The 19,455-nt window shown below is 61.8% G+C and carries 14 protein-coding genes and 1 riboswitch; of the genes, 3 read left to right on the top strand and 11 right to left on the bottom strand.

Features of this window, described 5'->3' with window-relative positions:
- Positions 1–484: 484 nt before the first annotated feature.
- The 8 genes from C7S18_RS18810 to C7S18_RS18845 all read right to left on the bottom strand — a co-directional run bounded on the left by C7S18_RS18810 (position 485) and on the right by C7S18_RS18845 (position 8,792).
- Positions 485–1,627 carry a TraB/VirB10 family protein gene (locus tag C7S18_RS18810; protein WP_106893009.1) on the bottom strand — a complete coding sequence of 381 codons (1,143 nt, stop codon included), beginning with the start codon at positions 1,625–1,627 and terminating at the stop codon, positions 485–487.
- Positions 1,620–2,567 carry a TraK domain-containing protein gene (locus C7S18_RS18815; protein WP_170113353.1) on the bottom strand — a complete coding sequence of 316 codons (948 nt, stop codon included), beginning with the start codon at positions 2,565–2,567 and terminating at the stop codon, positions 1,620–1,622. Before C7S18_RS18815 ends, C7S18_RS18810 begins: the two co-directional genes overlap by 8 nt.
- A gap of 7 nt (positions 2,568–2,574) precedes the next feature.
- On the bottom strand, positions 2,575–3,156 hold the full coding sequence (locus tag C7S18_RS18820) for a TraE/TraK family type IV conjugative transfer system protein (protein ID WP_170113354.1): 582 nt from the start codon (positions 3,154–3,156) through the stop codon (positions 2,575–2,577).
- Between the two features lie 7 nt (positions 3,157–3,163).
- Positions 3,164–3,448, bottom strand: a complete 285-nt coding sequence (gene traL / locus C7S18_RS18825) for a type IV conjugative transfer system protein TraL (RefSeq protein WP_170113355.1) — start codon at positions 3,446–3,448, stop codon at positions 3,164–3,166.
- A 110-nt stretch (positions 3,449–3,558) separates the two neighbouring features.
- Positions 3,559–4,119 (bottom strand): IncC plasmid conjugative DNA transfer DtrJ family protein, encoded by a 561-nt coding sequence (locus tag C7S18_RS18830; protein ID WP_106893013.1) that lies wholly within the window; start codon positions 4,117–4,119, stop codon positions 3,559–3,561.
- A 39-nt stretch (positions 4,120–4,158) separates the two neighbouring features.
- Positions 4,159–4,770 carry a hypothetical protein gene (locus C7S18_RS18835; protein ID WP_146152003.1) on the bottom strand — a complete coding sequence of 204 codons (612 nt, stop codon included), beginning with the start codon at positions 4,768–4,770 and terminating at the stop codon, positions 4,159–4,161.
- Positions 4,767–6,611 (bottom strand): conjugative transfer system coupling protein TraD, encoded by a 1,845-nt coding sequence (traD, locus tag C7S18_RS18840; RefSeq protein WP_106893015.1) that lies wholly within the window; start codon positions 6,609–6,611, stop codon positions 4,767–4,769. The genes C7S18_RS18835 and traD overlap by 4 nt, the downstream gene beginning before the upstream one ends.
- A 513-nt stretch (positions 6,612–7,124) precedes the next feature.
- Positions 7,125–8,792, bottom strand: coding sequence for a tetratricopeptide repeat protein (locus tag C7S18_RS18845; RefSeq protein WP_170113356.1), 1,668 nt, complete (start codon positions 8,790–8,792; stop codon positions 7,125–7,127).
- 408 nt (positions 8,793–9,200) lie between these two features.
- On the opposite strand from C7S18_RS18845, the gene C7S18_RS18850 reads away from it, so the two are divergent.
- The 3 genes from C7S18_RS18850 (at position 9,201) to ahcY (ending at position 12,927) form a co-directional block, all read left to right on the top strand.
- The gene (locus tag C7S18_RS18850; protein ID WP_146152004.1) at positions 9,201–10,280 is read left to right on the top strand and encodes a hypothetical protein; all 1,080 of its coding nucleotides are present in this window, start codon (positions 9,201–9,203) and stop codon (positions 10,278–10,280) included.
- Between the two features lie 70 nt (positions 10,281–10,350).
- Positions 10,351–11,358, top strand: a complete 1,008-nt coding sequence (locus C7S18_RS18855) for a hypothetical protein (protein ID WP_146152005.1) — start codon at positions 10,351–10,353, stop codon at positions 11,356–11,358.
- 42 nt (positions 11,359–11,400) lie between these two features.
- Positions 11,401–11,482, top strand: a riboswitch (S-adenosyl-L-homocysteine riboswitch).
- A gap of 17 nt (positions 11,483–11,499) precedes the next feature.
- Positions 11,500–12,927, top strand: a complete 1,428-nt coding sequence (ahcY, locus tag C7S18_RS18860) for an adenosylhomocysteinase (protein WP_106893019.1) — start codon at positions 11,500–11,502, stop codon at positions 12,925–12,927.
- 239 nt (positions 12,928–13,166) lie between these two features.
- Here ahcY and C7S18_RS18865 read toward each other — a convergent pair whose 3' ends face one another.
- Genes C7S18_RS18865 through C7S18_RS18875 form a run of 3 tightly spaced genes read right to left on the bottom strand, consistent with a single transcriptional unit; the run spans position 13,167 to position 19,424 of the window.
- Positions 13,167–16,778, bottom strand: a complete 3,612-nt coding sequence (locus C7S18_RS18865; protein WP_146152006.1) for a Calx-beta domain-containing protein — start codon at positions 16,776–16,778, stop codon at positions 13,167–13,169.
- A complete protein-coding gene (locus tag C7S18_RS18870) occupies positions 16,771–18,117 on the bottom strand; it encodes a hypothetical protein (protein WP_106893021.1) in 1,347 nt (448 codons plus the stop codon). The genes C7S18_RS18865 and C7S18_RS18870 overlap by 8 nt, the downstream gene beginning before the upstream one ends.
- Entirely contained in the window at positions 18,114–19,424 is a 1,311-nt protein-coding gene (locus C7S18_RS18875) for a hypothetical protein (protein ID WP_146152007.1), read from the bottom strand. The genes C7S18_RS18870 and C7S18_RS18875 overlap by 4 nt, the downstream gene beginning before the upstream one ends.
- Positions 19,425–19,455: the final 31 nt, after the last annotated feature.

Genomic DNA, 19,455 nt, shown 5'->3' on the forward strand with positions numbered 1-19,455 from the left:
TCTTTGCGAACTCGATTGGATTGGATGATCAGTCGAAGCCGTTCGAAAACAGCTGCTGCTTCCGAGCAGTCTCTCAGAACGAGGCACTCACTCGCGCACCAAACACGCAGTAGCCCATTCGTTTTGCGAACCAATAAATGGCGGGTGGCGACGATTCTGGGCGCAAGTAACCCCCTCCCCGCTCCCTCTCCCACGCGCGCGCGGGGGAGGGAGTGCTCCCTCTCCCACGCGAGTGGGAGAGGGCTGGGGAGAGGGCTACTTGCGACAATGCACCGTCGCGAAAATGCCGTATCGTCGCCGACGGTTTGATGCGCGAATAAGCGCACCAAGAGGGAGCGGGACTCCCGCGCGAGTGCTAGAGGACCTGTGTGAAGGCTACTTGCTCCGCTGCACCATGGTTTGAACGTTGCGTGATCACCGACGATTGATGCGCCCATTAGCGCCACACGGACAGAAACAGCACGCCAATTCAGATGGGCCTGACTCAGCCACCCGATTGACGATCCGCATCCAAGAGATTCAAGCGCACGCCAGACACCAACGCAAAGGTCACGTCGCGACTGCTCGCCACCTCCAGAATGGGCGACAGTTGATCGGCTTTGTCGAGATAGAACTCGGCCACGCGATCGAGCGACGACGACACGCCCCGGCCGCCCGCCGCGCTCAACGCATCGCCGTTGGCGCCCGGCGTCACATACGTGGTGCTGCGCCCCAGCGCCTGGCTTGCGCCTTCGGCAAGACCAGCCAAGGCCGCCAGCCCAACGACGCGACCCTGCTTGCTGACGAGCCGGCCACGCAGGCCAACCTTGCCATCCTCGCCCACCGCGATCGCTTGCAATTTGACGTCCAGCACCCGCCCGTCCGTGCGCACGCACGACAAGTTTTCGGCGCGCAGCATTACGCGTTCAGACGACAGTTCGCCATAGCCGGCCGCAGTCAGAAAGCACTCGCGGACATCAAAGCGAACGCGGTTGGGCAAGATCGCGTCGTGCTTGATGCGAATGACCACGGGTTGTGGATTGCGAATTGCCGCTGACGCCGTGCTCGCATCCAAGCCATAGAGCAACTTGCCAGATACCAGCGTGCCAGCGGGCAGATACGCCACGCGTTCGGTTTCGGCTGGCGCCGGTTCGGCAGGATCGAGATCGGCCTCAATCGTCTGGAACGCTGGTGGCGGCGGCAATGGCAGGTTCGAAGACGCGTTCTGCGTCGCCGGAATGGGGGTGATAGAACGATCCTGACCGGCACTGATTGTCGTTGGCCGCTTGCGCAACACCTTGAGCTCCTCGCGCATCAGACTGAGCTCTTCGCGCAGCGCCAGCAACTCCGGATCGGGCGCCGCGATCGGCGCCGCACTGGGTGACGCGCCTTTGGTTTGCTTCGCGTCTGCCAGCTGCCGCTTCAACAAATCCAGCTCGCGCGCGATGGCCGACAGGCCGAGCTCTTTTGGGTCGGCCGATGTCAGCACGTTGTCGATCGGCGGCAGCTTGGTTTCCGGCCGAACTCGCTTTTCCGGCGCCAAGATAATCGCACTGATCGCGGCGACACCGATCACGCCGACGATCATCATCAGGCGTTTCCGCTCCGGAGTGGCGTCGGTGAAGCGACGCCGCAAGGCCTTAATCATGGTCCGCCGCTCCGATCGTTGCTGCACCCGCCGTAGCCGACGCTTCGCCGTGCACGACCACCATTAACGTGGTGCTGGTTCCCGGCCAGAGTTCCGTGTCCGGATAGGCGGCCACCGCAAGGACTTGTGCATTGGCACACGCTGACTCGTCGATCACAATGATGCCTGCGGATGCGTTATCGGCACGCGCAGTCAGCACCGTCATGTCGCTTCCATGCCACGCGTTCTGGCGCTCGATGTGCAGCCCTGGAATCCGGCACGTGATCGGTGGATCCAGGTCACTGATCGGCGCGGCACTGAAACCACTCGGCGCCGCATCGAGCGCAATCGCTCGCAACACGCTCCGGATGCGCGCTTGATGCCCGGCGCTCACGGGCTCGGTCGCAATAACCGGCGACGCCAGACTGGCGCCGGCCAGATTCAAGCGCACTTGCACCGGTGGCAATGCTGCATGCGGGCGCACCAGCAGGCCGACGGTTCGATTCGAGTCGTGACGGTCTTCCAGGTAGATGACAAACGGCGTCGTATCCGCCGGGCTGATGTAGACGACACTGCCCTGCTTTTTGATGCTGGCCGTGCTCTGATGTTGGATTCGCAGATCCGCAAACGGCGATTGAATGCGGCTGACTTGCTGCACACCAAGGCCAATGCTGACCGTCTTGCCGACGCTGACGTCGAGTTCCGGCGGCGGCAAGTCAGGAACGGGAGTCGGCTGCCCATTGGTCGGCGTGTGACCCGACGCTGGCATGCTCGCTAAGCGCTCGCGCTCGGCGGCGACCAGGCGATCGAGATCCGCCAGGCTCAGCTCTTCGGCCGGTGACTGCATGGGCACCGTCGCCGTTGGGTTAGCCACGGGCGCGATGGGTAACCCCGGTAGCGTTTGCGCGGTGACTTGGCCCACTAGGGTCATCGCGCTAATCATCATGAGTCGATGCAACATGGTGTCCTCAAGCGTTGGGGGCAGCCGCGAGCCGCGTCTGCTCATCGACGATCCGCAGTTCGTCGAGCAAGGTCTGGTGATCGCGCGTCACAAAGCGGAACAGGAACGTGCGGTAGTCGCGCTGCTCGATCTCGGTCACACCACGCGTGGTCAGCAGGCCGGAGACGCTGACTTGGTCGGTCTCCGGGTCATAGCTCGCCTCGGTGGCCTGAAAGTGCGTGCTGAGTTGCTCGTCGCGGATTTTGCTAACTTGCTGCTGGATCGCGCCCAGATACGTCTTGAAGGCGCGCGGCGTCACAAAGCGCCCCACGCTCTGCTCGATGAACGCAGCGTTGTTGGGCGCCACGTTGCCAAGAAGTCCAGCCAGATACAGGCCATGAGCAATTTTGGTTTCCTGATTCGTGCTGCGCTCGGCAATCACCATCGCCTCGCTGCTAGCGGCGGGTGGCAGATGGATGACGATCTCGCGCTGCCATGCCGCGACACCGAGGAGCAGATTCAAGCCGAGTGAGATCAGCAACGCCATCTGGCGCCACGTGGCTTCTTTCAAATTCTGTTTTGCTTGGGCGAGGAACAGATCAGTACGCATGGTCGCCTCAGGCTGGGAAGATCGCACGCACAAAGCTGCGGCGCGCAAACCGACCACGGCCGCCGCCAAAGCCGTACCACCACAGCATATGCAGCAGATAGCCGTCTGGTCTGGCATTGCGGTACTTGCGGGTTAGCAGCACGAGCGCAATCGCGGCCACAAGACTCATGATCAGGAAATTGAATGCAATGCCAGCGCCGATCAGGCACAGCGCTGGCGCGGCTTCGTCGGCGCGCAGAAAGAGGAACTGCGTTGGCACGTCAACTAAAGTGGGAATGCGGTGGTCACTCATCGGGGACTCCATCGTCGCGAGGATTGCGATGGGGTCATCGTAGACAGCGGCGCGTGCCAGTCTCCCGTGCAATCACCCTGGTTTTTCGCAGGTTCGGCGCCGCCGCACGATCACAGTCGCTTTTGGGTCTCGGCGAGCAGGACGCGCAACGCCAGGAGCATTCCGAAGAGTAGACACGGCAACAATTGCGAGGGCCATGGTAGTGGCATCAGCACGTAGCTCAGCAAACCGAGAAAGGCGGCTTTCAGGCTGATCAACGCCAAGCGGTGCAACAACGCGTTGCTGGGCCGAAACGTGGCCTGGCGGATGCGCCTCGCGATCCAACCATCGAGCAACGCTGCCGTACCAATCACCATGAACCACGGCGCAATGAACCACAACATGGCGGCACGCAGACGCACCAAGTAGGACCATTGCGAAAGATGCTGCTGCAAATCGCCAAGACTGCCAGCCGGGTGCGAACCGACCGGGTCGGATGGCATCACGCGCTGGGCCCAGTCGGCGGCCTGACTCGTGACGACGTCGGCGTGCGGTTCGGGCAAGAGTCGAACCAGTTCGGTCCTGACCGACACGGTTGACTGCGCCAGAATCCCGGGCGCGACCAACAGGATCAGGCAGAGCGCAACAAGCAGCAGGCTGACCCACGCACGCAGCCAATCGAGCTGGGTCACGACGCCACCTCATCGCCGCGACCACGGCGGCAGCGCGGCTTAGCGCTCGGAGGGGTTGCCGCTGCAAATGCTCGATAAGTGACTCGAGATAGCACCGAGATCGTCGGCCGGAAGCAGCTGACCAAGCCAGAGCAGGCGGAGTGCCTCGGGACTCCGATCGGCCGCCTCACCTTGCGGTTCGACCAATTCGAAGCTCGCGTTCGGATGCACTTCGAGCCATTCGCCCAAAGGCTGGCCTTGCAAGGGGTCCCAGTCATGGATGCCATCGCGCACCTGGACTTCGATGACCGCCGGCAGCGCCTCGAATGCACCTGTCAGGAACGCGACCAGCACGCGGATGTCGTCGGCCGTGCCGAGCTGCAACCGCCGTTGTTCGTAACGCCGGAACGCCTTGACCACGCACAGGCTGAGCAGCGAGTAGCCCGACGGATGGACAATTTTGTCGGTCAGGAACCAGGCGATTGCTGATAACACCGTCTTGGCGAGCGGCCACGTGAGCCAAACACTGTTGGCGAGCCGCTGCGACTCGGTCGCGCGCAACACCTCGCCGAGCAGGCGCTCGGCCTGTCGGACCCGCTGCTGCTGTCGTTCGCGTTGTCGGTCGCTCGATGCCATACCGGAATGGTACACGGGGAATGGGACGATATTCATGACGTGGTTCCATGTCTCGGCTCCGTCCGCAAAATAGGGAATATGAATTTGTAGACCTCGCCGCCGGCCAATTGGGCGAACCCTTCCAGGTCGGGCAATCCGCCAAGCAAGGCAGGTGGCAGCAAGCTTTCCACTTCGGTACTCAGGCTCTCGGCAGCGCTGGTCGCATAGGCCAAGCTGGTGTCTTGCATGGCGCCGCTGGACTGGCTCCACTCGATCCGCCGGATCGGGGCGGTGGGCACTTTGTCGGCGACATAGCGCTGGGTGTCGGTGTCCTGAACGCGCAGGCAGATCAGGTTGTTGGTATTGGCCAAGACTTGCTTGGCCTTGGCGTCGCTGCCCGTAGCAACGACGAAGTCCGCAAAGGTCTGGGTCAGCAAGGTCAGCGCGAACCCGGCACCGCGTCCCTTGTTCAGCAGCGCAATGGTGGCCTCATGCACGCATTCGGACGCTTCATCGATGTAGCAGCTGATCGGAACGTCGGCTTTGCCATGTTGGTAGATGTTGCCAGCCAAGGCGCTGAGATCGGCCATCAGCAGACTGCCAAGGGCCGAAGCGACGATTGGGTCAGACAAGCTGTCCAAGCCGACGTACACGACTTTTCGGGCCTGAATCAGAGTCGCGAAATCGTGCACAGGTTTCCCATCAGTGTTCGCGTCGGGCGAGATCAGTCTGGCCAAATCTGGCGTACACAGCTGATGCAGTAACGGGCTCAGACTGGCCAACAGCTTGCGGGCGTGCTGCGGATCGTGTTCGGTGTGGGCGAGCAAGGCTTCCACAGCCTGACGATGGCGCGCCGGGAGCACCGGCTGCAACGCCCGAAAGCGCAGCAGGTTTGGATTGGGCTTTTGGGTTTTCCCGTGACCGACCGCCTCGCGCTGGCCCGGCGGTGGTAACAGCTCCGGGACTGAATCGGCGTCTGAAGCAGGCGCGAATTGACCTGTCAGGTGATTCAGCAGCTCGTGCAACAAGGGTTCGACCCCGCCATCCACGTACCGCAGCAACTGGCTGAGCGTGGGGCGCTGTTCGAGCAGCAGCATCGCCTCGATGATGATCATCAACGTCTTCTGCGCGAAGCTGACAAAGACGTCGGAGCCACCGTCGTTCTGGATCAATCCTGCCACCCGCGATGCCAACTGCGCCGCGTCGCTGAAATGATGTAGTGGATCCAAGCAGATGCTTCGTTCCGGATGCGCGCGCAAGAACGGTCGGTAGCGATCAGCCTCTCCCCGCATGGCGCAGACCCGCTCCGCAATCTGCGCCAACTCATGATCGCCTTTCGGATCGATGATGATGACCGCCTCATCGCGCAGGATCGCCTGCGCAATCAGATTGTCGAGGAGACGCGTTTTGCCCGCGCCGGTGGTCCCCACCACAAGCGTATGCCCACGCGCGAAGCTGAGCGGGAGATAGACCGGGCGCTCAATACCCGCCAGGCCATGAAGCCAGGGCAGGCCCTTGTGCTGCGGGGCCTGGGGCGATTGCCCTTGCCAATGATCGAGCCACGTCGCGGCGCGTTGTGCCGTGGCTTGCGCCCACACATAGCCGTGCCCGAGCCAGATCGCATCCGGACGTTGGCGCATCGCGCCTTGCAACGCTGCGAGATCATGAAAGCGCAGCGCCTGCCCATTGAGCAGCCGTTGCTGCCGACGCAAGCGGTAGCACGCGGGCAAGTCCCGTATCGCAAGCGCCCACGCCAGAATCGGCAACCAGCGCTGCCAGCAGTCGATTGGAATGTCCCGCGTCAAGGTCCAAAGCCCCACGGCCAGCGCCAACCAACCGGACACACGCCAGGCTTCATGCATCGGCCGGAACGGGTCGTCGAAGTCGTGCCTGTTCATGCCGTACCGAGCTCGGGGTCCGGCGGCAACCGGCGCACCGCTGCGCGTCGTGCTGGCGCGATCCGGAAGACTGGTAGTGACCTCCCCTTGCCGCGCGCTTGATGGCGAATCGCCTCTTGGTGCAACCACGCCGCCTCGCGAAGGCTCCAAAGCCTTCTGCAACGGGCAAAGATTGAGTTGGGCGTCGGATCATTCATGCCGAGAGCCTATGGATTCGGCGCGCCGCCATTCCCGCGTTTTTCGTGCCGAATTTTGGTCATTTGGGTGCGCTATGTGTCGCACTGTAAATCACCGACGGACCCCTCGTTGCCATTTACGGTCTGCGCTCGCTCCGACCTGGTGCACGCGGCATCGGGAAGGCGCTGGCACTGGCCTCGTTAGCCCGATTGCTGGGGTGAGCAGAACGCTGGCGACGCCCGCGCACAATGGTCGTGATGCACGGCGCCCGATGTCTCGCCGACTCGATCGATGTACGACGATTCAGCGCAAACTGGCTCGGACCGCCGTCGCCAATCAGCGTGCGCTCACTTGCCGCGTGTCGATCCCCAGGCGCTGCAACCCTGCCGCTGCCTTGTCGCTACCGCGCGCCGCTGCCATCCGGTAGTACTCGATCGCCAACGCACGATCCAGGCGAATCCCAATGCCGTAGTCGTACATGGCCGCAAGGCTCTCTGCGGCGCCCACGCTGCCAGCATTCGCCGCGCGCACCAGACTGGCCATACCGGCAGCGACGTCCGCCTTGCCGCCCAATCCGCGCACTTGCATCAAGCCCAAGTTGTTCAGGGCCCCGGGATGACCACTTCGCGCGGCGCGTTCAAACGCACGGCGGGCTTGCTCATACTGATTCTGACGGAGCAGCGTCAGCCCTTGCTGGTAAGCCGCAACCGTCGTGGCGTCGGCGCGCGTTTCTTGCGCGGTCGTTGACGATGGCAACTGTGGCGGGCTTGCCATCTGCTCTTGGCTTGTGTCGGCTGCCGCTGCAATACGTGGTGCGGCGCCAGTCGTCGCTTGCAACGCCATGAGCTGTTGCTCGGCTGTCTGCTTGGCCGCCACGGCCGCATCGCGTTCGCTCGTCAATGCGGCAATCTGCTGATCCTTGTCATGCAGTTGCTGCGTGAGGCTCTCGGCCTCCACACTCATCGCATTCAAGCGCTGTTCGAGCGCATCGATCTGCTCTGAGAAACGCGCGAGCACGGGGTCGGTCAACAAACTGGCATCCAGACCAGCTGACGCGCTGGTTGGGACGTCCGAACTGGCTTCCGTGTCTGCGAGCGCGGGCATTGGCGCCGCATCAACCCAGTCGCGATCAACGCGGGTCAGAGTCGATTCCAGCTCGGTCTGCAAACGATCTAAGCGACTTCGGTAGACCGCGGCATCGCGCAATGCCAGCTGCTCCGCCAAAGCGACCCAGGGCGTTGCGAGTTCGGGCTTGCCGGTTTGCTCGGCCGTCTCCAGGTGTTGCAGCGTCAGTGCGCTGACCGCTTCGGGATGGTGCGCCTCGGCTGCTTTTTGCAACCACACTCGGGCGCGCGATTCAGAGAAGTCACTATTGGCCTGATCGCGATAATGCAATGAGAGTTGATACTGCGCCATCGCGTCATTCGCCGACGCTGCATTTTGCAGATAGCGCAGTGCCTCGATCGGATCGGCAGCCAGACCCCGCCCTGTTGCCAAGCGCTCGGCCAATACGCGCATGGCTGGCACGTATCCATGATCGGCTGCGTGCCGAAGCAATGCGTCGGCGTCAGCCGTCGCCCGCTGGCGCTTGGCATCGGGAACATCGGGATCCATGGCGCGTTCCAGCAATAAGTCGGCCAGCGCAGTGGTCGCTGCCGCATGCCCGGCGAGCGTTGCTTGCTTCAGGTATTGGGCTTGCTTCTGGCGCGCTTGCAAGTTGAGCGATCGACCCGTTCCGACTTGGCGGCCGTAATATTGCCCTAGTTGAAACGCGGCTTCGGCATCGCCACCGCGCGCCGCTTCGGCCAACCAGAGCGCGCCCTGGCGCGGATCCGTGTGACCAAGCGATGGTTCCAGATAACGCAAGCCCAGCTCGCGCTGCGCCAACACCTCGCCCGCCTCCGCACGCGCTTTCAAGGCATCAAACGGATTCTCCGACCAGCTCGCGCCAGCCATCAAAATTGCCGCACCCAATGCTGCTGCCAGCAAACTTTTCTTCAACATGGTGATTGCTCCGCTATCGCGCCGACACCAGGAGAACCTCCGGTCGTGCGCATGCATCCAATGATCGCACTCAGGATGGTGGGCACGCGGCTTGTGGTCAAGCTTTGCGTTTCAAATCTGCGCAGATCGATCATGCCGATCGTTGCGACCCTAATCGGCATTGGGGGCAAGCGCTCGGCGCCGCGTCGTTGTGCTAGTGGCGTATTCCGAAGTAAGCGTGAAGAACACTTGGGAGCATTTCGAGTCAAGGCAAAGCGCGAGGAGGCGTCGTAGAGGAATCTACGGCGACGACGAGTTGCGCCGCATTGGTTCGATCGGCGCAGAAGATTTGTTCGAGCGATTTCCGCAACACGACACTTGTTTGCGGCTGACATGCCGCACCGTCGAGCCAACCCAAGGAGGGACGACATGTTGGGGTTTACCAGTAAATGTTGGTGGAAGTGTTCCGTGTTCTGCGCACTGATTGTGGTGTCCTGCGCGCCGATAGCGGCCGTGCGCCTATCGCTCGAATCACCAACCGGAATCAGCAATCTCGTCGTACCGCCTGGCGGCAATGGCGTCTGGACGTTCCGCGTCCGAAACGTAGGCGACAGCGCAGGCGCGGTTGACTTCACGCTGCAAGAGCGCCGCTACAATGTATCGTCGTTCGATCAGTACGTCTGGACGAGTCTGAGCTCTGGCTGCGGCGCGGCGAGTTCGCAACTCGTGTACTCACAGATGCTGCTGAAACTGCCGATTAGCAGCCTCAACGTTGGCGAAGCGCGCACCTGCAGCTACCGAATCGATCGCACCGCCAACAGTCGCGACGATCTGGGCTTTCGGCTGTGTAGCTTTGAGATCGATTGGGTCGATTGCTATCGGCACCAACTCAACATCGGCAACCTGCCTGACACGGCGCTTCGCGTAGAGCGGGTCGGTCCCGCAGCACCGGGTTCCAGTGCCACGCTGTTTCGACTGAGTGCCACTAACCCTAGTGCACATGCCATCAGCAGCCGCATTGCGACGACGGCCTGTCGTGAGTTTTCTGGGGGCATTTTTGACACAACGCCCTATTTGATCGACACCGATTTCCCTGGCAGTTGCCCCACGGCGTTGGGCGAAATCTGCCTGAACTTTACCGGTCAGAATTTTGATGCGGTGGGCTTTGAACTCGGACCAATTCCAGCGCAAGGAACCAACTCCTGCCTGATCAAGCTGGTCCCACGCCCGGACCCGCCGCCCAGTTGGTACAACCTGGGTCCGTACGTGACGCCGATGTACTTCCGGGACGACCGGGTTGGTCTGGCCGATGGCGGGCTGGCATTCGATCCGGACATCGCCAGTGACCAGACCACCATGGGCGCGCCGGAAAGCCATTCCGTGCCGATCAGCGCCGGTGCAATGGGGTTGCTTGCGATCCTGATGATGATGCTTGCGGGTTGGTCGCAACGGCGCTTGCGGACTGCAGTCGATTCATCTGCCTCGCATTCGTCTAAGCGGGCAAGGTGACGTGCTGGTGCACGAGCGATCCTATGGTCATCTGGTCGTTCAATGGATTCAGCGACGGTGTGCGACCGGCATGATCGCTTTGCCAAGAGCGCGCGTGATGTGGGTGTTCGCAGCGGCTGCCAGCGCAGCCGCTGCGTCCCCGGCCCCGATGCAGATCGACGTATTGCCGGGCCAAGCCCAGCAGTTCGAGATCACGGCGACCAACGACGGCGATTCCACGCAGCAGTTCGAGGCTCGAGCGTATTGGCGCCAGAACGCCTTTGTCGCCAACGTCGATATCGGTCGGGAGTACACGTTTTCGAGTCTCGACTCGCGATGCGCGACGTTGAATGTAACGCCAATTTCGCAGCAGTTTGGGCTCCGCGTTGATTTCGGGCCATTGCACGCGGGCCAGAGCCGTCGGTGTGGGTTCTCCGTGTATCGGCACCCAGATTCAACGAAGAGTCTCGGTCTCTCGGCGTGTGTCAGCGATGTTCGCTATTTCAGTACGTGTGAGCCTTATGACTTGAACTTCGGCACCATGGTGCCAACTCGCATTACAGTCGGCCGTCCGGTTCAGCCCGCAGCGCCAGACGGCTCTTACGTGCTCGATTTGACTGTTCACAACTTGAGCTTGCAATCCCTACCGGCACGCGTGGTGACGACCGACTGCCAGGAGTTTGAAGGCAGTCTCTTCAGCACCCCGCCATTCCATCTCGACACGAGCATTCCAGGCGGCTGCGCGCTCAGCGACGGCGAACTGTGCCTCAATGTTACCGGTCAAAACTACAGGTCCTACGGTTTCTTAACCGCATCCACCTCCCCTGGCGCCAGCAGCAGTTGCCACGTTCGGGTCGTTCCCAATTCCGCGACCACTTGGTCCACCCACTTCAGCGCAGCGCTCTATTTTCTCAATGATTATGCCGATTCAGGCAACGGCAACTTGGTGTTCGCGCCGAGTCAGACGCAAGCCCGAATTCGGCTGGGTATGGACACGCGACCCGTGCCCGTGTCGCCAAGTGCAGCGCTTGTGATGGCGATGTTGATGATGGTCGCCAGCGCATTCACGAGTACGCGAAGGGCGCCTCGACAGCGCTGATTCAGCATGGCTTACGACTTCCGGTTAGAATAGCGGTCTCCCTCCGCCGAGGGGCGCTGCAAGTCCGGTCGCAAGGATTGGAATCAGGCTCGGCGGGAATTTCGTCAAACGGCGCCCGCAGCAACCTAATGGAGCTGAACCATGAACGCAGCTGTTCAATCTTTGCCGTTTTCCGATTTCAAAGTCCATGACATGAAGTTGGCCGACTGGGGCCGCAAGGAAATCGAAATCGCCGAGCACGAAATGCCGGGTCTGATGTCGATCCGCAAGAAATACGCCGCCACGAAGCCGCTGAAGGGCGTGCGCGTGACGGGCTCTCTGCACATGACCATTCAAACCGCCGTGCTGATCGAAACGCTGGTCGACCTCGGCGCTTCGGTGCGCTGGGCGTCCTGCAACATCTTCTCGACGCAGGATCACGCTGCTGCTGCGATTGCCGCTGCGAAGGTGCCGGTGTTTGCATGGAAGGGCGAGACGCTTGAAGAGTATTGGGACTGCACGCTGGACGCCGTCACGCATGCGGGTGGCAAGGGTCCGGAACTGGTCGTCGACGATGGTGGCGACGTCACCCTCTTGATCCACAAGGGCTATGAGCTGGAACAGGGCTCGGACTGGGTCAACACCCCGAGCGGTTCGCACGAAGAGCAGATCATCAAGAACCTGCTGAAGCGCGTCGCCAAAGAGCGGCCTGGCTTCTGGACCAACGTGGTCAAGGACTGGCGCGGTGTTTCGGAAGAAACCACCACCGGCGTGCACCGTCTGTATCAGATGATGGAAGCTGGCAAGCTGCTGGTTCCGGCCATCAACGTTAATGACTCAGTCACCAAGTCGAAGTTCGACAATCTTTACGGCTGCCGCGAATCGCTGGCCGATGGCCTGAAGCGCGCGATGGACGTGATGCTTGCTGGCAAGGTCGCTGTGGTCTGCGGATATGGTGACGTGGGTAAGGGCTCGGCGCACTCGCTGCGTGCGTATGGCTGCCGCGTGATCGTTACCGAGATCGATCCGATCAACGCCCTGCAGGCCGCGATGGAAGGCTTCCAAGTGGATACGGTTGAGTCGACACTCGGCATCGCCGACATCTACGTGACCACGACTGGCAACAAGGACGTCATCACGTACGACCACATGCTGGGCATGAAAGATCAGGCCATCGTTTGCAACATCGGCCACTTCGATAACGAGATCCAGGTTGATCGCCTGAACACCTCGGGCGCGACCAAGATCAACATCAAGCCGCAAGTCGACAAGTACAAGCTGCCGAATGGCCGCGAAATGTTCCTGCTCGCCGAAGGCCGCCTCGTGAACCTCGGTTGTGCGACCGGCCACCCGAGCTTCGTGATGTCGAACTCGTTCTCGAACCAGACGCTCGCTCAGATTGACTTGTGGGCGAACAAGGACACGTACGAGAAGACGGTTTACCGCCTGCCGAAGAAGCTGGACGAGGAAGTCGCGCGTTTGCATCTGGAAAAGATCGGCGTGAAGCTGACCAAGCTGACGGCCGACCAAGCAGCTTACCTCGGTGTCGATGTCGAAGGCCCGTACAAGCCGGAGCATTACCGCTATTGATGTAGCCGTGCGGCGCAATGCGCTGCGTTGATTGCGCCCTACGAACTGCCCCCTCTCCCACGCGAGTGGGAGCGGGTTGGGGAGAGGGCTACTTGAGACAAAGTGACGCATTCACAAGCGCGCCGAATCCAAGTTGGAAAAACGCAACTCAGTGCCAGAATTGGCCGATCAGAACGCTCATCAACGCAACAAAATCCCTGCCCCGCGCAGGGCTTTTGTTTTGGCCGAACGCCCCGCTCTCAGTCGGTACGCAGGCACTGCGAGAGATTCGGCGTTTCCGCAGCCTCAAAGCCGCCACTGAATACCAAGTCACCGTTCGAGACCGGCATGGCCGCCAGACGCGTCACGCGGAATTCCGACAATCGCGCATTGCTGTTATTCAAGCTCAGGCCGCCGCGGCCGGTTGGTGGCGCGCCTTGCACGGGCAGTTGCAGCAAAGGCGCGCCATCGACATCAGCCCGGAACACATTGCCGTCAAAGCTTAGACGCAGCGCGTAGGGATGATTCGGCAGAATCTTCGAGACGTCGGCCGTCACGCTGACGCGCGTGCCGCCAACCAATTGGTACAAGGTCCATCGGTTGCTGAACTCATTCATCGACACGCCAACCTGATTGGCCGAATCGCGGTACCAGCCCAGCAGCGTCAATGCGTCCGACGGGCTGCTGCCGAGTGAGGTCAGCGTCACCGTGGCCTCGATCTCGCATTCGCGACACACCCCATCCTGATCAAGCGCTGTGGCGATGCCGGCCACATCCAGCGCGTGACCGAACAGACTGCCGGGGACCATTGCCCAAACCGAATCCGGTGCATAGTCCCAGTCTGCCGGGCGCGCGCCCTCGAACGTCTCGTACGTGAGATAGCCCTCTTGGCGCACGGAGGTGCTGGCCACGTCGATATTCTGTGCGCGTAGCGCGAGGTTCGAGCTGCGTTCGGTCTCGCTGAGATTCAAGTCGATGACGCCCGTTGATTGATCACTGCCCTCTCCGGCCAGACCATCCAGCACCTCGATCCACGCTGCGCCGGAGTGCAGCGTCCACAAACAGCCATCGGTAGCGGTAACGTCGAGCGAAAATGCGCGGCCATCCGGGCACGCCGCGATGCTTGCTGGATCCAACGTGTAATTGCACGCCAGGCCTGCTTGCGTCACGGCCAGCGTTTGATCGCCAATGCTGACAGTGCCTGTGCGTGGCTGGACCGTCGGATTGTCGAGCACAAAGATCTCGATCGCACCGTCGCCCGTACCTGAGGCGCCGTTTTGAACCAGAATCCAGCTGGCACGACTCACAGCGGTCCAGCGACAAACGCCCGGGGTATCAAGATTCACCGTATACGACGCATCACCACTTGCGCTCGCCGAAACGCTGGTTTGATCCAACGCGTAAGTGCAGCCGGCTTGCGCGACCGAGATGCTCACTTCGTCACTGTCCAACGTGACATTGCGCGTGCCGGCCGCTTGGTTCGCCTGAGCGGCATTCGCATCGACACTCAATCGCACCTGACCATCGCCGAACACGGGTTCGAGCGGCGACAGAATGGTGATCCATGGCACGGGGCTGGAAACGATCCACGGGCACTCAGGCACCGACGCATCGACTTGCACGGTGCTCGTCCCACCTTCAACGCCAATATTCAGCGATCCTGTGTCGACCGTGAACTGACAATCGCCATCTTGATCGACTGGTATGGTTTTTGTGATCGCGGGTGTGGCGAGACTGATCTGCACCGCGCCACTGCGGTCAAACACGCCCACTGGTGCTGCAAACGGGGCGATGTCCACATTGACGACCCCGTTGCCGACATTACTGACCGGGGTCGTGATCGTGATCCACGGTTCGGTCGCGCTGACCGTCCAATTGCAGTTCGGGCGCGTGGTCACGTTCAGCGTTTCGGTGCTGCCGGCGCTCTCACTCACGAGGCTGTTTGGCGCAACTTCCAGATAGCAAATCGCGTCGTCCAGGATGTGCACTATCAGATCGGTCGCAGACAGTTGCACCGCATTCGGTGCATTGAGACGCAGATGAAACGTCTCGGTATCTTCTGGTGTCTCGTCACCCAAGACGGTCAGCACGATCGTGGCATCGGTCGCACCGGCGACGATCTGCACCGAACCGCTGCGCGCCACGTAGTCGGTGCCTGCGAGCGCAGTGCCATCGCCGGTCTGGTATTGGATTTGCAGATTTGCGGCGACCGGCTCGGCGAGATTCAGATGAATTTGGAATTCCGTCGATTGACCACTGTCGGGCTCGGGAATGGTGCGGCACTGCAATGGGTCGTTGTTGGCGCAGTCGGGGGTAATGGGCGGCGTGTTGTCGTCGTCGTCAATGACAATGTTGGCGCGCTCCTCGCCATTTCGGATCACCGCATTGACCGGCTGCTCAAATTCCACCGTAAAGCGCTCGTCGTCCTCGTAGGTGTGATCCGGCAGCAGCGACAACAAGACGGTCGCCGCCGTCTGCGCCGTGGTGCCGTCAAACACCACCGTATCCTGGGCCAGTGCGTAATCCTGCCCGGCCAACGCGGTGCCGTTCCGCGTGTAGTAGGACACCTGCACGTTTTCGCCGTTGGGCTGCGGCTTGGTCAGCGTCACATTGATCGCCGCTGACGGTGGCGCGCCCGGACCGGGATCGCCCTCCGACACCGTCACGTTGTTGACCTCGATCTGCGCCGGCAAGTCGATTCGTGTCAACGTCGCCCGGTCGAAATAGCTCCGGGCCATCACCAACTGGCCGTTCCGCTGAAACTGCAGATGGAATTGCTCGACCCCAAAGCAGCTGCCCAAATCGAATCGCGTGATCGGAATCAGCTGACCCTCGATCACCAACTGTGTCCGGGTCAGGCAGCCGCCATTCTGCTGCGTTTCGCGCGTCGCCAGCACGTAATCGCCCGTTGCCGGATCACCAGCCAGCTCAAACAGGTCGCCCGGCAGAACCACTGTTTCCGGTGACACGATGACGGCCGTGTGGTCAATCGTCGCGCTGACCAGGTTGCTGCCCGTGCTCCACGCGTGCACAAATCGATCGGCGTCGACCGACACGACTTTGGGTGCTCGATTCGGCGACGCGTCATGACCCATGCCGTCGCGAACGATCGCACTCAGTTGGCGCTCTGGACTAATCGTGCCACTGGCGCGCAACGTGCGCGTCAGGATCGTGCCTTGACACGCGCTGTAGAAGCTCGGCTTGATCCACGTAAACGCCACATCGCCCGCACTGTTAACGGCCAGGTCCGAATTACCTCGGAACGCACAGAGATTCAGATTCGTCCCCGGATAGTCGACGAGCAACGGCATGCCGGTGTTGGCACCGGTGTTGTTGTAGGTATAGACGCGCGCTTGCACGTCCTGACCAACGCCCAACACGCCGGAACCCCCCACCCACGGCCCACTCGGCGTAGCCGCGATGGACACATCGAACCAGTTGAGCGCCGGCAGAATTTCCACCGCTGCAAACAGCACGCTGCCATTTCGGGTCCAGCCGCTCATTCGCGCGCGCCGACTGCCGCCGCTCTGCGTCGTCATGACGACCATGAAGAAATTGCCGTTATCGGCCACGTCCAGATCAATGGCCTGAACCCGTTCACCTGCAAAATTGGTGGTCGAGATGCCCGTCAATGCACTGTTGTTGACGTCATACAGCTGACAGTAGACGCGATCGAAGGTACCCATGTCGACGGCGTGACACAGCGCATGATCGCCGCTGGCGGCGTTGACGCGATGCGCGATCTGCACGGCCAAGTCTTCGCTACCCAGCGTGACAACCGACTCGGGGCCGATCCGAACCAGATTGGCCAAGCCGGCACTCGCGTGGAGCACCAGCAACAGAAGCAGCAAGATCGCGAGGCGCTTATTCAAAGGAACTCCTCATCATCGTGCTGGACGGTGCGGCGCCCGGGGTGGTCAAGAGGCGATACGCCTGCCCATACAGATCGTAGGCTTCGAGCGGATTGCCCAGGTTGTAGGCTTGATCGCCGGCGACCAGTTTCGCGCTGGCAGCATCGGTATTGATGCCCAACGCCGCATAAGCATTCAACGCCCGAATCAACACTTCGCGCGAGCGTTCGAGCTCGCCGCCTTGCGCGGCCGGCAGCCGATAGCGGATCACCACGCGATTGGGCGCGCCGAGTGCCAGCGCCAAATGACGGTCGCGCTGTTCCGACGCTGCCGTCTGTTGCGCTGTTTGAGCCGCGGTCAGCGCGTCCGCAACTTGGCGCTGTTGGCCGCGGATCGCCTCGCCGTGCTGCGTTAACGGCAGCATCATCGCCTGCAGATCCGCCAATCGGTCCTGCACGTCTTCAACGTTGACCTGAGCCGCCTGCATGCGAAATTGGGCATCATGAATGTCGGCAGCCAAAGCCGTGAGCCCATTGGCCAGCGCGAGTGCGTCGTCGAGCAGATCTGCGAGTTCGGCGTTGGCTTGATGATCGTCGGTCGAGACGGTCGTGCGCAGTTCGGCCAGTCGGATCAGCAGTGAGTCCAGGCTGTCCTGCATGGTATCGAGTGCGCTCTGGGTGGCACGACTCGACACCGTCGCGTCCGCACGCTGATTCAGGTGATCGACCACGTTCGATTGGGTTTGCGCCAGCGCCGACAGAGTGGCGTCACGCTGATCACCCAGACAGAAGGATTCCTGATCGTATTCAGTCTGCAGCGCTTCAGTCTCGATGGCGAGTGCAGTGCACAGGAAGGCCGAGTTCTCGCCCGCTTCCGTTTGCAAGCAGGCCCATTTGGCGGCGGCAAGAATCTCTGATGACGCTGCCCACGCTTCGAGCATCGCGTGCGCAGTCGCCGCGGATGCGCTGACGCACCGGGACATTGGCGCGGGCTCCGGGAACTCGATCGCTTTCGGTACCGGTGTGATGGCGCTGATCGGTCCGTTGGCTGCATTGTTGAAGCTAGTTGCCAATGACTGCAGTCGACGTTGCAATGCTGATGCATTGCGCTCCGATAGCGGGAGTTGCCGCCAGAACGCCTCGTTGCCTGCTCGCGCTAGGACTTTGCGCATGGTCACGCTCGCAGGTGCGAGCTCTTGGCCTCGCGCGGCGCGCCAACGGTCGTGCAAGTCGAGTACGGCCTGCAGTACCTGCGGGGTCGACGTGCTTGGTGGCTTGGCGTCGGGCGGTTCACGACTCGGTGCGGCGAATATCGGCCAACTCAGACCCAGCAGTACGATGATGCGCCAGGCCGTATTCACGGAGTACCCCCGGCGATTGCCGCGACGTTCGGGTCCAGTTGCCGATACGCCGTCGCGTACCAGTTCCAAGCTTCGGGATATTGACCCGCGTTGTAGTGCGCATCGCCCGTGCTGAGGCTGACCAACGCAGCTGCCGTGTTGCCTTGCCCCAGTGACTGCAAGGCCGTGATGGCTTCGATGACGACCTCGCGCGCTTCTTCGAGTCGTCCACCAGAGCTGGAAGGCAACGCGAACAAGGCCGCAGTCGCAATGGGATCACCGAGTGCGAGGCCGAGTTCGTCGCGTCGCTGCTGTCGCGCACTGGCCTGGATGGTCGACGCCAGCGTCGCACTGTTGGTGGCGAGTTGGCTTGACTGCGTCCGCGCCAAGTTCAAAACGGTGTTCAGTTCGGTCGCACGGGCTTGCACGTCGGCGCTGCGGTCCTGCGCGTCTTCGATATCCACTTGCGTCGCCTGAACACGAAACACCAGCTCATCGGTCCGCGACTGAATGTCGGCAAGCTGCTGACCAAGACCCGCCAGATCGGTCACGAGGTCATCCAACTGCGCATCCAGCTGCACGAAGTCTTGGGCGTGTTGTGTCTGCAACGCCGCGCTGGCCGTGTCGGCCGAATCGGCAGCGTCGGCCGCTTCATCCAGCGCGACTTGCGACGCCCGGGTCGAAATCGGCGCATCGAGTTGCAGATTCAGGTGCCGGCCGATACTCCGCTCGGTTTCAAGCATGGCGGTGTTGCTCGCAGCGCTGAGTTGATTGCCGCAGAAGTCGGCCAGAGTAGAAGCGATTTCCGCTGCTGCCGCGGCGATCTCGGGCGCTTCGCAACCGAGTGCCGTGTTGAATCCCAGCACGCTGGTGTGGCACGTGAACTCGGCCGCCTCGATCACATGCCGGGTGACCAACTTTGTGCCGAGTGCGGCGTAGACAACGGGCGCTGGGTAGTCGGTGCAGAACGACGGCGTGACATTGGGCGCCGCCACGATTGCATTCTTGGCCCCTGCCGGAGCCGACGCGCGCAATCCGCGTTGTGCCTCGGTCACCAATACGTGGAATTGGCTCGCAGTCAGGCTGGTCTGCAGCGCGTCAACCTGGGCGTCACTGAACTGGGCGAACAGCAACGCGGCGCGATCGAGCGTCTCATCCGATCCCGGCGCGTTGGACCCAGCCCGCGCTCGCACGTCGCGCACGACGTCGATCATCGCGACGAGATCGCTTCGGTAATGATCTTGCGCGGATTCGGCACACCGGCCAATGCACGGCAACAGCGCGACTAGAAGGCCCAGAGCAGGCACTGCGCGATGGCACACACGCATCGACTCCCTCCGACTGCAGGCGGGCTGCCGT

It is taken from the genome of Ahniella affigens (genome assembly GCF_003015185.1).
Taxonomy (GTDB): Bacteria; Pseudomonadota; Gammaproteobacteria; order Xanthomonadales; family Ahniellaceae; genus Ahniella; species Ahniella affigens.